This window comes from Melissococcus plutonius ATCC 35311 (assembly GCF_000270185.1).
GTDB classification, from domain to species: domain Bacteria; phylum Bacillota; class Bacilli; order Lactobacillales; family Enterococcaceae; genus Melissococcus; species Melissococcus plutonius.
Genome location: NC_015516.1, coordinates 1,017,544 through 1,034,963, shown reverse-complemented (window position 1 = coordinate 1,034,963; position 17,420 = coordinate 1,017,544). Strand labels below are relative to the sequence as shown.

15 protein-coding genes and 1 riboswitch are annotated in these 17,420 nt (G+C 31.3%); of the genes, 1 reads left to right on the top strand and 14 read right to left on the bottom strand.

The window, feature by feature from the left end; all coding sequences use genetic code 11:
• Nucleotides 1-5 precede the first annotated feature (5 nt).
• From thiD to MPTP_RS04320, 12 genes are all read right to left on the bottom strand, one after another.
• Complete coding sequence (gene thiD / locus MPTP_RS04370; protein ID WP_013773877.1) at nucleotides 6-827, bottom strand: bifunctional hydroxymethylpyrimidine kinase/phosphomethylpyrimidine kinase; 822 nt, start codon at nucleotides 825-827, stop codon at nucleotides 6-8.
• Entirely contained in the window at nucleotides 824-1,627 is an 804-nt protein-coding gene (thiM, locus tag MPTP_RS04365) for a hydroxyethylthiazole kinase (protein ID WP_231849622.1), read from the bottom strand. The genes thiD and thiM overlap by 4 nt, the downstream gene beginning before the upstream one ends.
• Nucleotides 1,628-1,630: 3 nt before the next feature.
• Nucleotides 1,631-1,939, bottom strand: coding sequence for a thiaminase II/PqqC family protein (locus MPTP_RS10225; RefSeq protein WP_268746630.1), 309 nt, complete (start codon nucleotides 1,937-1,939; stop codon nucleotides 1,631-1,633).
• A complete protein-coding gene (locus MPTP_RS10220; RefSeq protein ID WP_013773874.1) occupies nucleotides 1,933-2,289 on the bottom strand; it encodes a thiaminase II/PqqC family protein in 357 nt (118 codons plus the stop codon). The genes MPTP_RS10225 and MPTP_RS10220 overlap by 7 nt, the downstream gene beginning before the upstream one ends.
• A gap of 82 nt (nucleotides 2,290-2,371) precedes the next feature.
• Nucleotides 2,372-2,470, bottom strand: a riboswitch (TPP riboswitch).
• 60 nt (nucleotides 2,471-2,530) lie between these two features.
• The gene (locus MPTP_RS04355) at nucleotides 2,531-3,574 is read right to left on the bottom strand and encodes a lysylphosphatidylglycerol synthase transmembrane domain-containing protein (RefSeq protein ID WP_013773873.1); all 1,044 of its coding nucleotides are present in this window, start codon (nucleotides 3,572-3,574) and stop codon (nucleotides 2,531-2,533) included.
• Between the two features lie 198 nt (nucleotides 3,575-3,772).
• Nucleotides 3,773-5,014, bottom strand: a complete 1,242-nt coding sequence (gene pepT / locus MPTP_RS04350; RefSeq protein WP_013773872.1) for a peptidase T — start codon at nucleotides 5,012-5,014, stop codon at nucleotides 3,773-3,775.
• A 10-nt stretch (nucleotides 5,015-5,024) separates the two neighbouring features.
• Nucleotides 5,025-6,140: a Nif3-like dinuclear metal center hexameric protein gene (locus MPTP_RS04345; RefSeq protein ID WP_013773871.1), complete on the bottom strand. Its 1,116-nt coding sequence runs from the start codon at nucleotides 6,138-6,140 to the stop codon at nucleotides 5,025-5,027.
• The gene (locus MPTP_RS04340) at nucleotides 6,133-6,840 is read right to left on the bottom strand and encodes a tRNA (adenine(22)-N(1))-methyltransferase (RefSeq protein WP_013773870.1); all 708 of its coding nucleotides are present in this window, start codon (nucleotides 6,838-6,840) and stop codon (nucleotides 6,133-6,135) included. The genes MPTP_RS04345 and MPTP_RS04340 overlap by 8 nt, the downstream gene beginning before the upstream one ends.
• A gap of 492 nt (nucleotides 6,841-7,332) precedes the next feature.
• A complete protein-coding gene (locus MPTP_RS04335; RefSeq protein ID WP_013773869.1) occupies nucleotides 7,333-10,131 on the bottom strand; it encodes an FtsX-like permease family protein in 2,799 nt (932 codons plus the stop codon).
• A gap of 11 nt (nucleotides 10,132-10,142) precedes the next feature.
• Nucleotides 10,143-10,844, bottom strand: coding sequence for an ABC transporter ATP-binding protein (locus tag MPTP_RS04330; RefSeq protein ID WP_013773868.1), 702 nt, complete (start codon nucleotides 10,842-10,844; stop codon nucleotides 10,143-10,145).
• A 312-nt stretch (nucleotides 10,845-11,156) separates the two neighbouring features.
• Nucleotides 11,157-12,317, bottom strand: coding sequence for an N-acetylglucosamine-6-phosphate deacetylase (nagA, locus tag MPTP_RS04325; RefSeq protein ID WP_013773867.1), 1,161 nt, complete (start codon nucleotides 12,315-12,317; stop codon nucleotides 11,157-11,159).
• 95 nt (nucleotides 12,318-12,412) lie between these two features.
• Nucleotides 12,413-13,252 (bottom strand): helix-turn-helix domain-containing protein, encoded by an 840-nt coding sequence (locus MPTP_RS04320; protein ID WP_013773866.1) that lies wholly within the window; start codon nucleotides 13,250-13,252, stop codon nucleotides 12,413-12,415.
• A gap of 200 nt (nucleotides 13,253-13,452) precedes the next feature.
• Between MPTP_RS04320 and MPTP_RS09710 the strand changes: the two genes are divergently transcribed.
• Entirely contained in the window at nucleotides 13,453-13,629 is a 177-nt protein-coding gene (locus tag MPTP_RS09710; RefSeq protein ID WP_013773865.1) for a hypothetical protein, read from the top strand.
• 332 nt (nucleotides 13,630-13,961) lie between these two features.
• Here MPTP_RS09710 and MPTP_RS04315 read toward each other — a convergent pair whose 3' ends face one another.
• Complete coding sequence (locus MPTP_RS04315; protein WP_013773864.1) at nucleotides 13,962-15,179, bottom strand: pyridoxal phosphate-dependent aminotransferase; 1,218 nt, start codon at nucleotides 15,177-15,179, stop codon at nucleotides 13,962-13,964.
• A 104-nt stretch (nucleotides 15,180-15,283) separates the two neighbouring features.
• A complete protein-coding gene (locus tag MPTP_RS04310; RefSeq protein WP_013773863.1) occupies nucleotides 15,284-16,939 on the bottom strand; it encodes a glycoside hydrolase family 13 protein in 1,656 nt (551 codons plus the stop codon).
• Nucleotides 16,940-17,420 lie beyond the last annotated feature (481 nt).

The following is a 17,420-nucleotide window of genomic DNA, read 5'->3' as shown; positions in this document are numbered from 1 at the left end:
TCTTCTTACCTCTTCTCTACATTTCTATATGCCCAATGATTTGTTGGCCCATGTCCGCTTCCCACAATAATACCATCTTCAATTGCCGCTTGGATAAAAGCTTTAGAAGTTTGAATGGCTTTTGATAATTCTTGCCTTTTTGCCAATTCTGATGTAATACAAGCCGAGAAGGTACAACCAGTGCCATGCGTATTTTTTGTAGAAATTCTTGGTGTTGTTAACCATTGAATTTCTCTATCAGCAAATAAAACGAGATCTGAAGAAACAGTTCGTTCGCTATTATGATGGCCACCTTTAATAATAACATTTGGTACTCCTAACGCTTGAATTCTTTTTCCAGCTTCAATCATTTCATCTTTTGTTTTAATTTGTTTTTTTGTGATGATTTCAGCTTCTGGTATGTTGGGTGTGATAATAAATGCGGATGGCAATAATTCCTGAATTAGTGCTTGTATTGCACTTTCTTTTAATAACGGTTGACCACTTTTAGCAACCATCACTGGATCAACAACCAATGGTCCCATGTTTGCTTTTTTTATCACATCAGCTACCAACTGAACGATTTCTGTTGTGAATAACATTCCTGTTTTAACAGCAGAAATTATAAAATCATCTTGAATGCTTGCTAATTGTTCTTCTATTGCTTGCAAGGGAATCGGAAAGATATTACTAACACCCTTTGTGTTTTGAATAGGCAATGCTGTTAAAACAGAAGTACCAAAGACCTGACGTTCTTGAAATACTTTCAAATCTGCTTGCATCCCAGCTCCACCACCACCATCAAACCCAGCAATCGTTAAGGCTTGTGCAATAAGTTTCCCTTTCATTTTATTTCCTCAATTCTAGCATGCTTTTGAACAACCTGACTATCAATAATAGACAACTGATCTAACAGCAATGTTCTGAATGATCCGACAGAGGGAGCAGATAATTTTGTTTGAGTTAGCTCACCTGCTACAGCGTACATTGTACAAGCAGTTACAACATCTTCTATATTTGGTTGTACCCTTTTTGCAAGGTATGCCCCGCATAGACAAGAGAGTAAACAGCCTGCGCCTGTCATCTTAGTAAAATAATCCGTTCCATTATGAATCAAATAGGTTGTTGTTCCATCTGTAACAACATCAGTTTTTCCACTAACAGCTACAAAGCTTTTATAGGTTTTCGCTACTTTTATTGCCATTGTTACGATATCCACTGAACCTTGACCAGCATAAACACCTTTTGCCTGCCATTCTTCATTAGCTAAGGCAGCAATTTCACCTGCATTCCCGCGAATCAATGTTGGTTGAAAGGCGTTTAATAAACGAATAGCTGCCTTTTTTCGATAGGTCGTTGCACCGACACCAACAGGATCTAAAACAATCGGTTTATTCATGCTCATTGCTGTTTGGCTTGCAACAATCATTGCTTGAATTTGTTCATCATTTAAAGTACCCATATTCATCACTTCTGAATCCGCTATTGTTGCAACTTCTTCCATTTCTGCTATTGTACTTGACATAAAAGGTGAAGCACCAACAGCAAGTAATCCATTTGCCGAATCATTTGCAACAACAATATTTGTTATATTGTGAACGAGCGGTTCTAAGTTTCTTACTTCTTCTATTTGTTTAAATTGATTCATCATTCATTTCCAACTTTCTTTTTTATAGGCCATTTCCCAAAATGCCCGTTCTTCATAACTACTAATTAAAAAATCGGTTAGCATTTGCTCATATTCCAAAGTTGTTGCCTTTTCTGCCAATCCATCTGTTATTATTATTTGGCGATTGACACATTTGTTATATTCTTCACTAGTATAAGTGTCAATAAAACACTGATAGAAAGGATTGGCTATTTTTGTTTGTTTGAGTTCTATTCCTATTTCTCTATATAACCAATAACAAGGTAATAGTGCTGCAACTACTCTTTTTAGTTGACCTGAATGGACTACGATGATAAATGGGTAATATAATGATAGGTTGCTGGTGCTATTGGTACTTGCTTCACTTCATTTTCTGTAATCATTGATTCTTTGAAAAAATTTTTTCTAAAGGCAATTTCTGTATTTTTTAAACCTTCTGCATTGTCTAAGAATAATTTTTTGTTAGCAGCTTCATTCGTTAATTCAGCAGCATGTAAAAGTATTTCATTAAAAACAATTAAATAATGATAATCCTGAATTAAATAATAACGAAAGATATCCATTTCTAAGCTGCCATTTTGTAATTTCTTAATAAATGGATGATGCTGACACTCAAGCCAAATCGTTTCAGCTTTCGCTCTTGCTTCTGTTGTAAATGTCATTCATTTCCTCCCTTAAAAAATTTAGGGAAAAAGCATCAAAGAAAAAAACACTCCAACTCACAGCAGTTGAAGTGTCAATAATTTTCTCATCAGACGACTTCCCTACGCGAGTCTCAACTCACAGGTTCAAAGGGTCCATTCCGTAGAATATCTCAGTCAAAAGACTCCCCTAGTACATCATGATTATAGCATAGTTTATCCAAAAACAATGGATAAAAATAAAAAAGCTAAATAAATTTATCTATTTCAGTTTATATTCTTTGTTTTTTTTATTATTCAAAATATCTATTTTTAGTTCTTTGTATTTTTGATTTATCGTATAAAACATACCAATTAAAAATGGAAAAACGAAACTTCCAAATCGATAAATTAATACAGAAGCAATGGCATCCACTTCACCAACAAGCGGTGTAAATAGTAATAAATAAATAAATTCAAAAGAGCCAATGCCAGCAGGTGTTGGAATAATGCCAGATAGAATAATAGCTAAATTGGTTAAAAAAAGGACTAAAAAGAAATCAATTTTTGGATGATCTATTACTAAAAAGACATAGGGAATCATGTACCAAAATAGCAACTTTATAATATTCCAACCGAAAATTGGTAAAAAAGCAGATCGATTTTTTGTTATTGTCTGAACTGTTTCACGTAAAGAATAAATTTGTAAATTGCAATTGTCCACCCAACTTCGTAATTTCGGATGTTTTATCCATTTATTGGTCCAATAGACAAAGAAAATTTGTACATTTAAACTACTTGACAACAAAAGCAGACTTAAAACAATCAATCCGGTGATGATTATTCCAAAAATAAGGAATGGTATCATTTTTGGCATTTGTTGGTGCAATGAAGAAAATTTAAAAATGAACCCAACTATTGCCCAAAAAATAATGGCAGATTTATACATAATCAGATGCATTGCTGAAATACCGATTCCCTTAGATATGGCAATTCCTTGTTTTTTATAAAAATAGACTTCAGATACAAAGGTAGCTGTTCCAAACGAAATAACACGATAAAAAGCAATCTGGCACGAAGTAAAGAAGCCATCAACTTTTGAAAATTTTGGTTGAAAATATTTAGCAATAGCTTTGATTGAGTGACCTTCAATCCACTGGTAAATAAACCCCAAAAGAATGATTGCTAATATAACCAACCAGCTTGTTTTTAACAATTGCGTAAAAATGGTGGTAAGAGAACTATCCATGGTATAAAAAATCAACCCAATAATTAAAATTAATAAGACACTATTCATTAATATCTTCAATGGTAAATTTTTTTTCATAGTTTCTCCTCTTGTATAATTCTATCAATGATACTATCAGTAAATTATTAATTTTATCAGAATCAAATTAAAAATAAAGTATTTTTCATATTTATTCTAAATATTTATAGCTTACTTAAAAAATCTTAAAACAAATGAAGTAAAATCCCATGTATAAATACAATTCATTGTTCGATATTTAATTGTTGTTTATTCCCTTCATTGTTCACTTTTACTATTTAATTCAGCAATTTTAATAATGACACCTGTTGCTTTTTCCATAGATTGCAAAGAAACAAATTCATATCGTCCATGCATATTTTCACCACCGGCAAAAATATTAGGCGTAGGTGTACCAAGAAAGGAAATCTTTGAACCATCTGTTCCTCCCCGTACTGGTTCAATAATCGGTTTGATATTTAACGCTAGCATAGCTTTTTTTGCTAATTCAACAATAGATAAATCTTTTTCAATAATACTACGCATATTATAGTATTGGTCAAATAAATGAACATGAATACGTTCAGCATCTAACTTTGAATTCATATTTTTTTGTATGGTCGTAATCATTTTTTTACGATCGTTAAATTTTTCAGCATGATGATCACGAATAATATAGGTCATCTTTGCGCTATCAGGTGTCCCCTCTAAAGAAGCTAAATGATAAAATCCTTCATAGCCTTCTGTCTTTTCAGGTACTTCATTAGCAGGCAATTGATTATGAAAATCAACAGCTAACTGTAAAGCATTAATCATCGTATTTTTCGCTGTTCCCGGGTGAACATTTTTTCCCTCAATCGTAATTTCAGCCTGAGCAGCATTAAAGGTTTCATATTGCAGTTCACCAAGAGGACCCCCATCAACCGTATAAGCAAAATCGACATTAAATTGCTTCACATCAAACTTATCAGCTCCCCGTCCAATTTCCTCATCCGGCCCAAAAGCAATCCGAATTGTTCCATGTTTAATTTGTGGGTGATTTAACAAAAATTCCATTGCTGTCATAATCTCTGCAATGCCAGACTTATCATCTGAACCTAATAATGTTGTTCCATCTGTAGTAATCAAAGTTTCTCCAGTATAATTGCGTAAATTTGGAAAATCCGAAGTATTTAGTGTGTATTTTCCTTTTTTGTCTAAATTTATTGTAGATTCACCATCATAATTTTCAATAATTTGTGGCTTCACCTGTTCAGCATTGAAGTCTGCCGTATCCATGTGAGCAATAAACCCAAGTGTACGAACTTCTTTATCTGGACAGTTACCTGGTAAAGTTGCTATAACATACCCATTCGCTTCGTTATAGATAACATCATCTAAGCCAAGTTCTTCTAATTCTATTTTTAGTAATTGAGCGAAATCTACTTGAGACTGAGTAGAAGGTGTTGTTTCACTTTGTTCATTTGATCTTGTTTCAATTTTTACATAGCGCAAAAAGCGAGGCAGTAAATTTTCGTACATTTTCATTCTCCTATCTAAATTGAAATGGATTGGTTGATGTTTCGGATTGAATAAAGGTTACCGACCAATGATTTTGTTGTTTCCAATGATTAAATAAGTCAACTAACTTTGATTTACATAATTGTTCTATATAATGTCCTGGATCAATGACGGATAAACCACTGTCTTGCATATCCTGAGCTGTATGATAATAGACATCACCTGTGATATATACATCTGCCTTATTACGAATGGCATCTTGATAAAACTTTTCACCACTGCCACCACAAATAGCTACCTTTTTTATTAATTGTTGATCATTTGTTGTAATTAAACGTAAGCCATCTAATTGGAAAGTATGTTTTACTTGCTGTGTAAATGTTTCTAATGTCACTGGTTTTTTTAAATAACCAATTCGTCCTAACCCATATTCTTTTTTTAAGTTTTCAATTAAAAAAATATCATAGGCTGGTTCTTCATAAGGATGTACAGCTTTCATAGCAGCAATTAATTGATCTTGAATGAGTTCTGGAAAAATAACCTCAATTTTTTCTTCTGTCATACTGACTTCTTGTCCAATTTTTCCAACCATTGGATTTGCATTAATGGTTGGTGTAAAGCGTCCGACTCCATCCATTGAATAACTTGTGTGTGTATAATTTCCTTGCTCACCAGCTCCAACATTTCCCAATGCTTCCCTAAGTGCATCAGCTGATTCTTTGGGCACATAAACTGCTAATTTTTTATAAGAAACTGTATGGGTTGGTGTTAAATAGTGAGTTTTTACAATGTTTAATTGCTCACAAAACCAATCGTTTAATCCATCTTCAATAATATCCATATTGGTATGAGCCGTATAAACAGTAATATCATGTTTCAACAGATCTTCATACATCTTGTTTTGCCAATTATTTGTACATAGATTTTTTATCGACCGAAACATTGGTGAATGCTTTGTAATAAGTAGATCCACTTTTTTATCAATGGCTTCTTTTACAACGGCAGGACGTATATCTAACGTGGTCATGATGGTTTGAAGCGGTTTATTGAGTGTTCCTATTTGCAGACCAATCGGGTCACCTGATTCAGCCAACCATTTTGGACAATATTCTTCAAATTTTTTAATAAATAATTGGCCATCAATCATTTTGTAAGACCTCCTCAATCAGCCTTATTTCTTGTTCAATCTGTTCAATTTTTTCTTTTTGTTGGGTTGTTGCTCTTTGAAGTTGCTCGTAAATACCTTTCTTTAACTGCCACTCTTTTTGCCATTTCTTTTTGAAACTTGAATTTTTTTCTTTTAATAATTCTGGACCAAAAAATAATTCTTTTTCTGAAAAATTTGTGCATTTATCTGTCTTTTCAGCAACAATTATTTCATAAACTTTACTATTCTCTTCTAAAATTGCTTCATTTATTATTTTATATTGTGCACACTGCAACCAATGACGAACATTTTTTTCACCAATATTTGGTTGTAAAATTAATTTCTCCTGTCCAGTTAATTGTTTTTCTTTCTTGCCATTTTCTAAGATATCACAAATTAATGCTCCTCCCATGCCACAAATGGTAATCACATCAATATTATCATCTGAGTGGATAGCTGCTAACCCATCTGCCAAGCGTACAATAATCCGATCTGTTAAATTTTGTCTAGCTACCTGATTTCGGGCAGACTGACACGGTCCATAAACAACTTCTCCAGCAACTGCATAAGAAATTTGACGTTTAAGCATAAGTGCTACTGGTAAATAGGCATGATCTGAGCCAATATCTGCTAGGCGGCTATTTTTTGGCACAAATTCAGCAACGCTAGCTAGACGTTTAGATAGATGAGATTCATTCATTCTTTCTTCCTCCATTTTTTCATTATAGCATTGAATAAAAGGAATGAAAATATGTGAAATTTTCTATTCTTAATTATAAACAAATTGGGAAAAATAATGAATAAAATTAGAGAAATAGATAGTCATGTTTTATATACTATCTATTTCTGATAAACAAAATAGGTTAATTATATTGAATTAGCAGAACTTTTAATCATTTTTTAAAATAATAGCATTTACTAAATTTTTATAATAAGTAAAACATTATGTTTACCATGAAATAGCAAAATAAAATTATAACATTTTATGCAAATATCTGAAATCTATTTCTATTCTTTTACAAAATTAAAAATAATTGTTTTTAGGAAGAAATTAATCGAGCTTTTAAAATAAGTGTACTAGGTATCCTACCTAACACACTTATTTTACTAAAATGATGAACAAGCTATCAGAAATTTGAGCAATTGAATCATTTACAATAATTTTCTACAAAAATAATGAGAAAGTATTCTACTAGGCATCATTTGATTTCAATGCTGCGATCATATCAATTTTCTTTAATTTTTTATACATAATAACCATTACCATGAAAGCAAAGAAAAGTGTGATACATGCCAAATAGAGATAACTTTGCCAATGAATGAATGGAGAAAACATTAAAATATCTATTTCTACTGTACTCAATACATAGCCGTGAAGAATTTTCCCTAAAAAACATCCCAAAAGAATTCCGATTACTGTTAAAATAATATTTTCTCTATAGACATACATCGTTATTTCGTTATCATAAAAGCCTAATACCTTAATTGTTGATAATTCTCGGATTCGTTCTGAAATATTAATATTTGTCAAATTGTAAAGCACAATAAAGGCAAGTAATCCTGAAACAACGATTAATACCCAAACAACAATATTTAAACTATGAATGGTGTCATTTAATGCATCACTTGTTGAGGATAGAAACGTAACATCTAATACATTGGATTGTTTCAACGTTCGATTACCAAATGTATTTCTCACTTTCTCAGTCGGTGAGTGATTGAATAAAAGAAATGCAGTATTATATTTTGGTTTTTGATTAAATACTTTTTCATAATATTTCGGTGCCATATAAACAAAATGCCCTGTATAATTTTCAACAATGTGCTTAATTGTCATTTTGTATTCTCTGTCATTCGTTTCATTTTTTAATAACAATTGATCTCCTACCTGATAATGAAATAAATTTGCTAATTTTTCATCAATAATTACACCATCTTTAGGTAGCTGGTATTTTTTACCCGTTTTTCGATTGTTAAATAATACAAATGGTTTAAGATCATTGATTTCTTCAGGTACATAAAGTGTTACATCTTGTTGATGGTTGACATGGCTAACTGTTTTAAGATTTTCTGAAACAAGCGATAATGTCTTCTTAATTCCTACCGATTTGTTTAAAAGAGATTGATTACGATTCATTTCTTTATTTGATAAGTTTTCTTTATAGGTAATTACAGCTTGATAATGCAAAAGTTTGTTGAATTGAATTTGAGCAATATCGGAAATGGAATCTTTCAATCCAAACCCAGTGACAATTAATGACATACAACCTGCGATTCCTAAAATAGTCATCCACATACGTAATTTATAACGAAATAGATTACGGGCAGTGACTTTTTCCATAAAGCTTAATTTACGCCATAAAAAAGACCATTTTTCTAATAAAATTCTTTTACCAGCCTTTGGTGCTTTTGGTAAAAGCAATGCTGCCGGTGGACTAAATAAATCAATTCTTAAAACAACTAGAGCAGCTCCTGCAGTACATAAAACAGCTAGTAAAAGTGCAACCAAGCTATAGGATAAATACCATGGAGTAACAAAACCAGAAAGATTATATAACTGCCCGTAAGCATTAAAAATAATGGTTGGAAATAAATAATAACCAATGATTAATCCTAAAATTGCACCCACCAAGCTTGCTGTTGTTGCATAAAATAAAAATTTAAAAGCAATTTCACCATTATGATAGCCTAATGCTTTTAAACTGCCTACCTCAATTCTTTTTTCTTCTACCATTCTTGTCATTGTTGTTAAACTCACAAGAATGGCGATTAAAAAGAAAAATAATGGAAAAATAGTAGATAAGGAAGCCATTCGGTTTGCATTATCTTTATATTCAGTAAATCCGGGATTATCTTCACGTGTAAAGTAATAATAGGTTGCTGGTTTTATTCTCTCAGCTTTCTTTCTAGCTTGTTCAACTTGTTTCTGTGCTTGCACTATACGTTGTTGTGTTTGTATTTTTTCTTGATTAAATGTTACTACTTGCTTTTTATAGGCTTCCTGTTTAGTTATAAGTGCTTGCTGCATTTCTATTAATTGCGTTGGATCAAGCATGCTTGGAATTGTTGTTTGTCCATTTTGAATAGCTGTAAGTTGTTGTTGCTGCCTAATCAATTGCTGTTTATATTCATTAAGAGAATTTTCACCATTGATTAATTTTTCCTGAGTTTTTTTAATTGATTTTTCCGCTTTGTCAATATTACTTTGTGCTGTTTTATACAGTTCATTTGCTCTTTGTTCAGGCTGATACCTAAGTTCCTGTTTCAATTGTTTTATTTCTTTATCTAGATGCTTTTTATAATCATTGCTGTAAGTATTTTTGTTTTTTAGTCCTTTTAAGTCGATTAATACTTCTGTATAGGCAGATAAATTCATATCATTTTTTGGGATAACAGCAAAAAAGTCTAAAGCCCCCTTTCCTATAGTTGTATTTCCACGTGCCATATTCTCAATATAGGTAGGTGATTGAACAAACCCAACAACTTTATATTTCGTTTTTTTTAACACATGCTCTCTATTATCTTCATCTGATAGTGTTAGTATATCACCAAGTTTATATTTTTTTTGCTTTTTAGCCGCTTCATCTAATGCAATCTCGCTACTTTTTTTAGGTAGCCTACCAGCAGTTATTTTATAGGTTGAAAGTGTAGACGGTTTACTTAAATCATAACTAATAAACTTGATTACAAGGTTTTTGTTTGCAATGGTCATATCCTTAGTATATCTCGGATAAAGACGAGCTACCTCATTTTCTTTTTGAATTTGGTTAATTTCTTTTTGAGAAAAACCTAATGTTGAAACAAGTGATACATCTGGCAATTTGTATTTTTGATAATAATTATTTGCTGTTTGAATCATATTAGGTCCTGTGGCTTTTAATCCAACAAAAACCATTACACCAAGAAAAATAATACCCATGATGGATAAAAAACGGGTTTTGTATTGAAAAATTTCTCTAAAACTAGTTTTTAATAAAGCTTTTTTTTGCATAATATGCCCACCTACCACTCTATTGTAGAAACCGGTACTGGATTCTGGTTGATTGTTATTTCTTGCACCTTTGCGTCACTAATTCGAATGACACGATTAGCCATTGCAGCAATGGCTGCATTATGTGTAATAATCAAAACAGTTGTTTCTGTTTTTTGAGCTGTTTCTTGTAAAATTGTTAAAATTTGCTTGCCAGTTTGTCCATCTAATGCCCCCGTCGGTTCATCACAAAGTAATAATTTAGGTCTTTTAGCCAATGCACGTGCAATGGTGACACGTTGTTGTTCACCACCAGATAATTGAGCTGGAAAATTGTTCAATCGTTTTTCTAATCCAACAGATTTTAATACGTTCGCTGGATTTAAGGCATTTTCTACAATTTCAGATGCCAATTCAACATTTTCTTCTGCCGTTAAATTGGGTACTAAATTATAGAATTGAAAAACAAAGCCAATATCTTTTCTTCGATAGGTCGTTAATTGTTTTTCACTGAATTGGCTTATATCTATACCATCTATAATAATTTGTCCATCATCACATGAATCCATACCACCTAGTATATTTAAAATAGTCGATTTCCCAGCACCACTTGGACCAAAGATAACAGCTACTTCACCTTTTTCAATTAAAAAGGTGATGCCATTATTTGCAGTAATTGTTGTATCTCCTAATTTATAATATTTATATTCATTTTTCACTTCAATATAGGCCATTTGCTTCCTCCCTCTCTTAATTATTAATCTTAGCATAAGTCAAAAATTGGGAAAAGTAACAACTATTGTTGGTATTTTTATTTTAATAATGAATAATCAACAATAACGGGTAACAGAATTCATGCATAAACAACAATTTAACCATTAACTATAGTATTAAATATTTTACTTCAGTTAATTTTTTCTATTCTTTTATTTTGTCTATAGTTTTAAATGTTTCTGTTGATAAAATTTATTAAAAATAATAGACATAGAAATAAAAATTTCTATGTCTATTATTTAAAACAGTTATCAAATTAGAAAGTTATAATCCTATTCATGATTCTCTCTATAACGTTCTACACCATCAAGATAAGTTGCGACAAGTTCCATCGTCGGATCGATTACAATAAAGTCTGCTTCACGTCCCTTGGCAATCACACCGCATTTATCATCAATGTTACAACTTATAGCTGGAATTAAACTAGCCATCATGATGGCATCTTTTGGTGTAGCGATTTCCCAATCTACGACATTTTTAATTGCTTCTTTTAATTTTAAAATACTGCCTGCTAGATTACCAGATTCTAAACGAACTGTTCCATCTTCAACGGTAACAGGAAATTCCCCTAAATTATATTGTCCATTTGGCATGCCACCTGCCATCATGCAATCTGTAATTAGAGCAACATGATCATATCCAATTTTTTGCATCAAAATATCTGCTGCATTTGGATGAACATGATGACCATCACAAATAAGTTCCGCAAATATATGTTTCAATGATAAAGCTGCACCAACCATTCCAGGTTCTCGGTGATTTAAATCACTCATTCCATTAAATGTATGAACAAATACGCTAGCTCCAGCATCAACTGCTGATTTTGCTTGTTCAAAAGTTGCATTGCTGTGTCCTAAGGCGACAATAACACCTTCATCAGTCAAAGCTCTAACGAAAGGCTCAATATTTTGACGTTCTGGTGCAATCGCAATTTTTTTTATTAAACCACCAGCGGCTTCCTGCCATTCATGAAAAACATCAATATCTGGATTAGAAAAGTATTCTGGATTCTGTGCACCTTTATGTTCTTCTGTAAAAAAAGGGCCTTCAAAATAAATACCTTGAATTTTTGCACCAGCAACTTCTCGATAGGTCTCATAAATTGTTTTAGACACCTGCTTTAAAGTCTCTTTTGTTGAAGTTAAAGTAGTCGGTAAGAAAGAAGTAACCCCACAAGAGAGTAATCCTTCAGAAATTATCTTTAATCCTTCTGCATCACCATCCATTACATCATGGTTTAAGTAACCGTGAATATGTGTATCAACAAGACCAGGAGAAATCCATTTCCCTTCTTCTCTAATAACTTCTACTTTTTCATTAGTAGGTATATCCTTAAAAAAATCACCAAACAACCCATCTGTTATTTCCAGATAGCCAGGTCCTTTTATATCATTTTTTAAAAAGAATTTTTCTGCAAAGATAAATTTTTTCATCTTGATTGTCCTTCTTTCTTTAATTTTCTATTTAAACGTACACTTAAAAATGAGAAAAGTCAAGAATGGTGTAGACCTTTTAAACTACCTATGTTCTATAATGGTTGACTCATAAGTGTTTCCATATGACATATCTGTTCTGCCAAAGTTTGATAATAGTGTGTCTGTTCTTCCAACTGAAATTCTTGCATTACTTTACTTTTTAAAAGTAACAACTCACCGAGGAAATAATAGCTACTTTTTTTTAATGCCCAATCAATCCCTTGATCAATATAGCGATTAGCCTGTTCATAATCTTGATTATTCCTAACCAGAAATGTAGCATAATGATAAAAAATAAGTGTTAAATCTGTGTCAATTCGTTCATTTGGCCACTTATTAAAATATTGTATACTAAGGTCAAAATAGTGTTTTGCTAACTCTTGATTTCCAGAATGACTATAAATATTTCCTAGACAGCTAATTACCTGAAGCTCAGCATCAGAAACATGGATTTTATGTACATGATACGTATAAGAAAGGCTCTTTTTCAAATAATCAATTGCCTGTACGTAATTATTTGTTAAAAAATATTCACAATTTCCTAAATAATAATAATACCATTGCCAATCTGTATCTAAATAAATATAATGAACAAGCTCGCTTTCTTCCATATAATTTATTAATTGTTGATAACACTTATGCCTGAAAAAAATAGCTATCTGCTCAAAAACCTGAGGTACAAGGTAAAAATCTAGAGATTTTGAACTCATGATTTGATCCATTGTTACACCGAGTCGTTGACATAGACGTTGCATAACCATAATATTTGGTAATTCTTCGCCATTCTCGATTCGACTTAAAACACCTTGAGAACAAATATCTTCAGATAACATTTTTTGAGTTAAATGTTGTTGTTTTCTGATTTTTTTTATTATTGAACCAAAAGAATCCATTTTTTACCTCGAATCCATTTATATATTTTTGCAAGGGAAATCATTCGACAAATATCTAGATTTCCTATAAAATAAATATAAATGTGCCAATGCACATTACGCATTTATTCTACTTTATCATATAATATACTGCAAGCAGATTTATTCACTTATTACCCATTTAGTTAAATATTTTTAATTTAAGTAAGGAGTGTTTTTTTATGACAAAGGATAAAAAGGTTAATTTTACATGGGAAAAAACAGACTATAACGGTTATATTGAAAAAGAATATGAAAATTCGTACTTGGTGGTAGTCAATAATCCAAGCCCGGATATGGAGGAAAAATATACCAATCGAATAATTGTTAGTAAAAAATCTTGTATTTTTGCAGAATGAACGAGCCATTTTATGAATTTATTTCATTATCATGTAACACATTGAAATACTATTCATTTAGTAAAGGTGAATTTTTTAAGCAATTTATTTGTGATTATTTTAATTTGTTTATTTAAATGTTTAATCATTTACAGATAGTTATTTAAAATCAATTTTATATTATCTTTTTGCTTTATCATTTCATTAGCAATGCATTCTAAAAATAAAAAATTAATAATAAATAAGTAAAAAGTAAATAGCAATCTATCTAATTGCCATATAATATATTTCTAATAGTTTTATCATTTAATTTTATTAATAAAAAGATCAGATGAGATGATCATCCGACCTTTTTATTTTTGCTGATATGTGGATAAAAATTCTTCCATTTTGCTAGCAGTCGATTTTAAATCTTCCATTTTCGGTAAATAGACAATCCTAAAATGATCAGGTGTTGCTAAATTAAATCCACCACCATGAACAAGTAAAATATGATGTTTATGGAGAAAATCTAAAACAAATTTTTCATCATCATAAATTGAAAAACGCTTCGTATCAATTTTAGGGAATATATAAAAAGCAGCTTTGGGTTTTACAGCTGATAATCTAGGAATATCATTGATTGCCTTATAGATGTATTCACGTTGTTCATAGATTCTACCACCAGGTAATAGTAATTCATCAATACTTTGATAACCACCAAGTGCTGTCTGAATAATTTGTTGTGACAACACATTAGAACAAAGACGCATGGAAGCCAACATGTTTAGACCTTCAATGTAGTCTTGAACATATTTTTTATTGCCGCTTAATACCATCCATCCACAACGAAATCCAGCTACACGATGAGATTTTGATAAACCATTTAAGGTAACTACAAATAAATCAGGTGCTAATGTAGCAATTGGAATATGTGTCAGTTGATCCATGACTAATCGATCATAGATTTCATCAGAAAAAATGATCAAATTATTTTGACGAGCAACTTCAACAATTTCTTCTAATAACTCTTTTGAGTAGAGAGCACCTGTTGGATTGTTTGGATTAATTATGACAATTGCCTTTGTATTAGAAGTGATCTTTGATTTTATATCTTGAATATCTGGATACCATTCTGATTGTTCGTCACATATGTAATGAATAGGTGTTCCACCTGATAAAGAAACGGCTGCTGTCCAAAGTGGATAATCAGGCATTGGGACAAGTACTTCATCCTGATTATTTAGCAATCCCTGCATACACATTGTAATCAACTCACTAACACCATTACCAGTATAGATATCATTGATAGTAACGTTTGGGAATTTTTTTAACTGACAATATTGTTCAATCGCCTTACGAGCTGAAAAAATACCCTTTGAATCTGAATATCCTTCAGATTGCCGAACGTTTGAAATGGTATCCTGAACAATTTCATTAGGAGCATCAAAGCCAAACGCCGCCGGATTACCAGTGTTTAATTTTAAAATTTGGATACCTTCTTCTGCCATTCGGTCAGCTTCTTCCAAAACGGGACCTCGTACATCATAACTGACATTATCCAGCTTGTTCGGTTTTTTAAATTCTTTCATTTTATCTTTCTCCAATTTCCAATGAATTTATATATTTAAAGTTAGGCTATCTATAAAAAAAAAAGCAATTAAAAATTGCTTTTTTTATAAAATATCAATCTTCATTACTTTTTATGATTTTTATTACAATATACTCTTGCTTCATAAGGTGTAAAAATTGCATGTTGTTTAATAGGTTCATCACCTAAATTACTTAAAGCTAAATGCCAATCTTCAATTTTAATTCCTTTAGGCATATCAACTGAAACAAATTCACCTGTCAAATTTACAATTATAGCAAAACGTTCATCGTCTAAGAAACGTTCATAGATATAAAGTTGTTTATGATCAATATAATGAACTTGGTAAGCGCCATAAATTAATGTATTATTTTTTTGTCGGAATTTAATAAGCTGTTTATAATAATTTAATACCGAATCTGCTTCTTCTTCCTCCTCTTTTGCATTGATAAAATATTTATTCGGATTAACACCTATCCAAGGACGTGTATCAGAGAAGCCGGCATATTCTTCATCTGTCCATTGAACTGGTGTTCTAGAGTTATCACGTGCTGTTTGTCTAACAATAGATAATGCCATCTTTTCATCAATGCCTGTTTGAATCATTTCATGATAAAAATTTTTAGTATCTACTGCATCAAATTCTTCAATCGACTCAAATGGCATATTCGTCATACCCAATTCTTGTCCTTGATAAATAAATGGTGTTCCCTGCAACAAAAAGTACATAGTAGCTAGGGCTTTAGCAGATGTTTTACAAAATACCATTTCATCATTTCCAAAGGTTGAGACAGAACGAGGAATATCATGATTTTCCATGTATAAAGCATTCCATCCTTTGCCATTCAATGCCTCTTGCCAACGTGTTAGTGCTTTTTTTAATTTTATGATGTCAAGCATTTCTTTGCCTTTTTTATCCCATAAAGAAAGATGTTCAAATTCAAAAAGCATATTAAAATAGCCTTTGGGTCCGACCCATTTTGTTGCTTCTTCAGCACTAACTCCGTTTGCTTCTCCTACAGACAAAATATCATCTTTTTTAATTACTTTACTTAATGCTTTCAAATACGCTTCAATACCAGAAACATTGGTAAAGGCTGCTAATGGATTTTCAGTAAAATTTGTCTCAACAGGTGCTTTTTTAATATGCGAAATGGCATCTAAACGAAAGCCATCAATCCCCTTATCTAACCACCAATGAATCATTTTAAATAATTCTTGTTGTACTTTTTCATTTGCCCAATTTAAATCTGGTTGTTCCTTTGAAAAAACATGTAAATAATACTGATTTGTTTCTTCATCATACTGCCAAGCAGAACCACCAAAAATAGATTGCCAATCATTGGGTGGCCCATCTACTTTTCCATGATCCCAGATATAATAGTTACGGTAATCATTTTCTTCTGATTTTCTAGATTCAACAAACCACGGATGTTGTTCAGAAGTATGATTTAATACTAAATCCATAATAATTTTAATTCCATATTCATGTGCTTCATTTAATAAATCATCAAATTCTTCCATTGTGCCAAATGTCTCTAAAATCTTTTGATAATCACTGATATCATAACCATTATCCACATTTGGTGATTCATAAATGGGAGTAATCCAGATGAAACCAATGCCTAAATCTTTTAAATAACCCAATTTTTTTCGAATACCATTCAAATCACCGATACCATCATTGTTTGTATCTAAAAAACTTGCAGGATAAATTTGATAACCAACTGTTTCTTTCCACCATATTTTTTTGCTTTCCATATAGACACCTCTCGCCTCAGTTCTGTCTTTTATATGTCTTTTTCATCATTATAGTAAGAAAAAGGAAAAATTGGGAATAATATGCAAATCTTCTTAGCGAATAGACTTTTTAGACAATTATTAATCCATAGGTATTCACTTTCCTTAATAAGCTAAAATAAAGTGAGTTAGAACCAAATTATTTAAATACTAATAAAAATTTTGATGAATTTCTCAATTTTTTAGATTTTAACAAGGGAGCTAAACAAAATGACTCATTTTTAATTAATTTTTTGATAGGATTTCTAAATGAAAAGATTTTATTGCTATTTTTCTAATTCTTATTAAAAAACAGACAAATTATCTAATTGTTTGAAATTAGTTTTTGATACTGCTATAAATAGCTTAGAAAAAAATAAAATTTCCTTTCTCTCTAATAGTCTGAGTAAATTTTTCCATTTGTCGATTAAAATAAAAAGATTAAAGCAAATCTGCTTTAATC